This window comes from Roseateles sp. P5_E11 (assembly GCF_054049355.1).
In genome coordinates this window covers 1-5,635 of record NZ_JBFUMO010000387.1, presented here as the reverse complement: position 1 = coordinate 5,635, position 5,635 = coordinate 1, and the positions used below count along the sequence as shown (strand labels likewise).

Annotated in this window: 6 protein-coding genes; all 6 read right to left on the bottom strand. The window is 67.7% G+C overall.

The features are described from left to right. The coding region (locus ACXJKR_RS22645) for a flavodoxin-dependent (E)-4-hydroxy-3-methylbut-2-enyl-diphosphate synthase (RefSeq protein WP_457324721.1) at nt 1-804 on the bottom strand (804 nt) is incomplete at its 3' end. After that, nucleotides 804-1,694: a helix-turn-helix domain-containing protein gene (locus tag ACXJKR_RS22640; RefSeq protein WP_457324720.1), complete on the bottom strand. Its 891-nt coding sequence runs from the start codon at nt 1,692-1,694 to the stop codon at nt 804-806. The genes ACXJKR_RS22640 and ACXJKR_RS22645, both read right to left, overlap by 1 nt. Nucleotides 1,695-1,727: 33 nt before the next feature. Then, nucleotides 1,728-2,510, bottom strand: coding sequence for a type IV pilus biogenesis/stability protein PilW (pilW, locus tag ACXJKR_RS22635; RefSeq protein WP_457324719.1), 783 nt, complete (start codon nt 2,508-2,510; stop codon nt 1,728-1,730). A gap of 29 nt (nt 2,511-2,539) precedes the next feature. After that, nucleotides 2,540-3,649: a 23S rRNA (adenine(2503)-C(2))-methyltransferase RlmN gene (gene rlmN, locus ACXJKR_RS22630; protein ID WP_457324718.1), complete on the bottom strand. Its 1,110-nt coding sequence runs from the start codon at nt 3,647-3,649 to the stop codon at nt 2,540-2,542. 128 nt (nt 3,650-3,777) lie between these two features. Then, a complete protein-coding gene (gene ndk / locus ACXJKR_RS22625; RefSeq protein WP_457324717.1) occupies nt 3,778-4,206 on the bottom strand; it encodes a nucleoside-diphosphate kinase in 429 nt (142 codons plus the stop codon). Between the two features lie 83 nt (nt 4,207-4,289). Further along, a partial coding sequence (gene rluB, locus ACXJKR_RS22620; RefSeq protein ID WP_457324716.1) for a 23S rRNA pseudouridine(2605) synthase RluB occupies nt 4,290-5,635 on the bottom strand: 1,346 nt, incomplete at its 5' end.

The following is a 5,635-nucleotide window of genomic DNA, read 5'->3' as shown; positions in this document are numbered from 1 at the left end:
GCCGATGCCTTCCTGGGCCAGGATGCCCAGCGCGACCGAGGAAGCGACCGTGCCCTTGGTGCCCATGCCGGCTTCGGTCAGGCCCAGGTGCAGCGCGTAGTCGCAGCGGCGAGCCAGCTCACGGTAGACCGAGATCAGGTCCTGCACGCCGCTGACCTTGCAGCTGATGATGATGTTGTCGGGGTTCAGACCCAGCTCGGCGGCATAGGCGGCCGACGTTAGCGCCGATTCGACGAGAGCCTGGTACATGACCGGCTTGGCGTCCCAGGGCTGGGCACGCTTGGCGTTCTCGTCCATAAACTGCGCGAGCAGCTCCTGGTCCAGGCTGCCCCAGTTGACGCCGATGCGCACGACCTTGTCGTACTTGGCAGCGGCCTCGACCATCATGGCGAACTGGCGGTCCTTCTTGTCGCCCTTGCCCACATTGCCGGGGTTGATACGGTACTTGGACAGGGCCTGGGCCATGGCCGGATGCTCGGTCAGCAGGCGGTGGCCGTTGTAGTGGAAGTCGCCCACCAGCGGCACGTCGATGCCCATGCGATCGAGCTGCTCGCGGATGTAGGGCACGGCGTCGGCCGCCTCGGGCGTGTTGACGGTGATGCGCACCATCTCCGAGCCGGCAATCGCCAGCTCCTTGACCTGGATGGCCGTGCCGATGGCGTCCACCGTGTCGGTGTTGGTCATGGACTGCACGCGCACCGGTGCCTCACCGCCGACCGTGACGACACGGCTGCCCCAGACCACGCGGGCCTGGCGGCTCCTGCGCGGCGCAGGTGCGGCCTCGGGGATGATCCATTCGCTCATCATTTCAACTCCAGTCGAGCGATGTTGTCCTTGGCTAGCGGCGCCAGGTCGACGGCGGCACCGCGCCATTCGACCTGGGTGCCGCGCACATTGCCAATGCGCAGCTTGTAGGGCGCGGCGCCCGTGAACTCCTGCTGTTCGCCCGCACGCAGCACCCGCGACAGCAGCGGCTGGCCCTTGGCGTCGGCAACCTCGATCCACGTATCGGCCGTCGCCGTCACGCGCAGCGCGCTGCCGGGCGAAGCGGTGACCGTCGTCTTCACCGGCGGCGCAGAGGCGGGCATGGCGGCGGGCGGCGGTGCAACATCACGCACCTGCAGCGGCGCAGATGCCACAGGTTCTGGCAACGTCGTTGCTGGTTCGGAGGCGGAGGGTGCGGGCACGAATTCGACGACCGGCGCGCTCGCCGTGACAACGGTGCCGGACGCCGCTGGAGCCACCACACTGGCGCCGCGTTCGGGCAACCAGCCCGCTGGGATCCAGTAGATGGCTGCCGCAGCGACCAGCAGCAGCACCGGTCCCCAGATGACGGGCCTCGTCGCCAGGCCCAGCACGCCGCCTTCAATGGGGCCGGCACCGCGCTCACGGAAGGGCTGGTTGAGCCCAGGGCGCACGTCGAACTCGCGATCGCGCGTGCGCGGCAGCAGCGCCAGCACCGGTGCCGGGTCCACCTTGAGCGCCCGGCACATGGCCGTGGCCAGCGCGCGGGCAAAGGTGGCGTCGGGCAGCTCGTCGAAACGGTCGGCCTCCAGGGCCTCGAGCTTGGCCTGCGGCACCTTGAGCATGACCGCCAGGGCGGCGATGTGCAGGCCGCGCTGCTGGCGCGCGTTCCTGAGCCAGGCGCCCGCGGTGGCGGCCTGGCTGGCGAGTCCCTCGGTGGTGGGTTCCATCGTCTCGTTCTTGCTGTGCGCCGCAGTCACGGCTTATTCGTCGTAACGGCCGGCGTCCAGGGACTGGGTCTCCGGGGCCTGGGGGTATTTGCGGCGCATTTGCATGGCCAGATCGTCGACCGTGCCGCTGTTGCCGAGCTTGCGCTCGATGCGCAACTGCAGCCACAGGCTCTGGGCATTGACTTGCTCGGGCTGACTGTTGACACGCTTCACATAGAAACGGGCACGCTCCAGCTCGCGGTTGCGAAACAGCACATCGGACAGATTCATGGCGACAGCCGGGCTGCCGGGGTCCAGCTCGAAGGCGCGCGCCAGCGTCTTCTCGGCGACCAGCATGCGGCCCGAACGGGCCTCGCAGACGCCCTTGGCGAGCAGGGTGCGGGCCGGCGCGCGATAAGTGGACTGGGCCAGGGCCTGGTCGAACAGTGAGTCCGCCGTCGGCCAGCGCTGCTGCTGGCACATGAACCAGCCGTAGTTGTGCAGCGTGTCGGGATCGTTGGGATAGACGACCAGGGCGCGGCGGAAGGCCTCCTCAGCAAGCTGGTGCTMGCCCATGGCGGCGTAGATGAGGCCGCGCAGGTTGACGGCTTCACGCATGTCGGGCTTGAGCTGCAGCGCCATCTTGAGCTCGTCCAGGGCCGTGTTGAACTGGCCGCGCGAGAAATAGCCCTGGGCCAGTTCGAGCCGGATCGCGGCGCGGCGGTCGCCGTCGGTCTGGTCCGAGTCGGTCTTGATCTCGCGGTCGGCGCTGGGCGCGGTGGTACCGGCGCAGGCAGCAAGGAGGGCGGTGGCCAGAACGATCAACAGTCGCTTCATCAATTCCTCGAAGGTGGCACCAGGGGGCATCAGGTGGATTTGGCCACCGTGACGGGTGCCCTGACCATGCGGATATGCGCGCGGGTGCGGTCCTGCACCTCGCCGGCCAGCTGGCCGCAGGCGGCGTCGATGTCGTCGCCGCGCGTCTTGCGCACCGTCGTCACGATACCTGCCTGGATCAGCACCTCGGCAAAGGCCTGCACGCGCGCATTCGTGCTGCGCGTGAGGCCCGAGGCCGGGAAGGGGTTGAAGGGGATCAGGTTGATCTTGCAGTTGACCTTGTTCCTCAACAGCCTGACCAGCTCATGGGCCTGCTCGGGCGAATCGTTCACCTCCTGCAACATGCAGTACTCGAAGGTGATGAAGTCGCGCGGCGCCTTCTCGAGGTAGCGGTTGCAGGCGTCCAGCAACTCGGCGATGGGGTATTTCTTGTTCAGCGGCACGAGCTGGTCGCGCAGCGGATCGGTCGGCGCGTGCAGGCTGACGGCCATGGCCACCGGGCAGTCCTCGCGCAACCGGTCGATCATGGGCACGACGCCCGAAGTCGACACGGTGACGCGGCGGCGGCTCAGGCCATAGCCATGGTCGTCCAGCATGGTCTTGAGCGCCGGCACGAGCTGGTCATAGTTCTGCAGCGGCTCGCCCATGCCCATCATGACGACGTTGGAGATCACGCGCTCCGCCGTGTTGAGGCGTTTGCGCAGGTTGTGCTCGGCAAACCAGAGCTGGGCCGTGATCTCGGCGGTCGTCAGGTTGCGGCTGAAGCCCTGATGGCCCGTCGAGCAGAAGCGGCAGCCGACCGCGCAGCCGGCCTGGCTGGAGATGCACAGCGTGCCGCGATCATCCTCAGGAATGAAGACGGCCTCGACGGCATTGCCGGCACCGACATCGAACAGCCACTTGATGGTGCCATCCGTCGAGACATGCTCGGAGATGACCGGCAGCGCCGCGATGTGGGCACGGCCCTTGAGCTTCTCGCGCAGGGACTTGGCGAGGTCGGACATCTGGTCGAAGTCCGACGCGCCCTTCTGGTGGACCCAGCGGAACAGCTGGGTCGCACGGAATTTCTTTTCGCCCAGTTGCTCGCAGTAGGCGGCCAGGCCTGGGAGATCGAATCCGAGCAGGTTGACCGTATCCATTGCAAACCTCCAAGCGCCCCACCGTCGCCGGCTAGTGTCTTACTTAGCGACTGCAGCGGAACTGGCTTTGCCAGGCCGCTAGCAGTGCCCCTTGAGGGGCCGGCGTCAGCCGGTAGGGGTGGGCTTGATCAGCGACCGGCGTAGACGTTCATGCCGGGGAAGAAGAAGGCCACTTCGACAGCGGCCGTTTCGGCGGCGTCGGAGCCGTGCACGGCGTTGGCGTCGATGCTGTCGGCGAAGTCGGCGCGGATGGTGCCCTTCTCGGCCTTCTTGGGATCGGTGGCGCCCATCAGGTCACGGTTCTTCAGGATGGCGCCTTCGCCTTGCAGGGCCTGGATCATGACCGGGCCGGAGATCATGAAGCTGACCAGGTCGTTGAAGAAGGGGCGGGCCTTGTGGACGGCGTAGAACTGTTCAGCTTCGACGCGCGACAGGTGCACCATCTTGGCGGCCACGACCTTCAGGCCGGCGGCCTCGAAGCGGGCGTAGATCTGGCCGATGACGTTCTTTGCCACGGCATCGGGCTTGATGATGGACAGGGTGGTTTCGATCGCCATGGGGTTCTCCTGATGGGGCGTATTGGACAAAGCCTGTGATTGTAGCGGGCAGGGATGACCCTAGTTGTATCCCCCGCCCAGTTTCAGCGACGTCCGCCGTAGCCGCCGCCGGAGCGACCACCGCCACCGCCACCGCCACCGCCACCGCCACCGCCACCGCCACCGCCCTTGCCACCGCGGCCACCCCCGCCGCCGCCACGGCGCAGGAAGGCATCACCGCCGATATAGCCCACCGAGGTCTGCATCGGATCGGGTTCACGCGGGCCATTGCCCTTGTTGCCACCGCCCTTGCCTTGCCTGTTGTCCTGCTGGCTGCCGCCGGCGCCAAAGCCCTGAGGCAGGCCCCGCTTGCCGCTCGTCGCATGGCGGCGGTCGAAGGTCTGCTCCAGCGGGTTGACGTGATGCGGAATGAAGCCGTCATCCTCCTCATCGTCACGGCGCGGGGCGCGCTCCTCGCGCGGCGGGCGGGCCTGCTGAGGCTGCGGCGCCTCGGGCGGGCGGCTCGGGCGCGGGCCGCCACTGCCGCTGTGGCGCTCGTCGTTGCGGCGCTTGTTGCGGTCGTTCTTGTTGCCTTGGCCCTGCTGCTGTTGCGGCTGGCCCTTGCCCTGCCCTTGCCCGAAGTTCTGGCCCTGGCCACTGTTGGAGGTGTGGCCGGCCAGGCGGCGGATGACGCGCACGTCGTCATCGCCCAGTTCCACCCAGACGCCACGCTTCAAGCCGCGCGGCAGCACGACGGTGCCGTAGCGGATGCGGATCAGGCGGCTGACGACCATGCCGACAGCCTCGAAGAGCTTGCGCACTTCGCGGTTGCGGCCCTCGGTGATGACGACGCGGTACCAGCGGTTGGCGCCTTCGCCGCCACCGTCCTCGATGCTCTTGAAGGAGGCCACTTGACCTTCGACGTTGACGCCTTCGAGCAGCTTGGCGCGCTGCTCGTCGCTCAGCGCCCCCAGCACCCGGGCCGCGTACTCACGCTCGACGCCGAAGCGCGGATGCATCAGTTGGTTGGCCAGTTCGCCGGAGTTGGTGAACAGCAGCAGGCCTTCGGTGTTGATGTCCAGGCGGCCGACGGACTGCCATTTCTGGCCCTGCACGCGCGGCAGCGAGCGGAACACCGTCGGGCGGCCTTCCGGATCGTTGAACGTGGACACCTCGCCCGTGGGCTTGTGATAGGCCAGGATGCGCGGGTTCGGCGGCGAGATGCGCACGCGCACCTCCTTGCCATTGACGCGCACGCGGTCACCGAAGGAGATGCGCTGGCCGACGTGGGCGACCTCGCCATTCACCTCGATCTTGCCCTCGGCGATCCATTCCTCGATGTCGCGACGCGAGCCGATACCGGCCTGGGCCAGCACCTTCTGCAGCTTGGGGGCATCGGCATCCGGCGCCAGCACGCGCTTGGCTTCACCCTCGGCACCCTCCTCCACAG

What these genes read in the sequence shown, in the direction of transcription:
- ACXJKR_RS22640 (WP_457324720.1), bottom strand. Translation starts at nt 1,694, where the DNA reads ATGGAACCCACCACCGAGGGACTCGCCAGCCAGGCCGCCACCGCGGGC.
- rlmN (WP_457324718.1), bottom strand. Translation starts at nt 3,649, where the DNA reads ATGGATACGGTCAACCTGCTCGGATTCGATCTCCCAGGCCTGGCCGCC.
- ndk (WP_457324717.1), bottom strand. Translation starts at nt 4,206, where the DNA reads ATGGCGATCGAAACCACCCTGTCCATCATCAAGCCCGATGCCGTGGCA.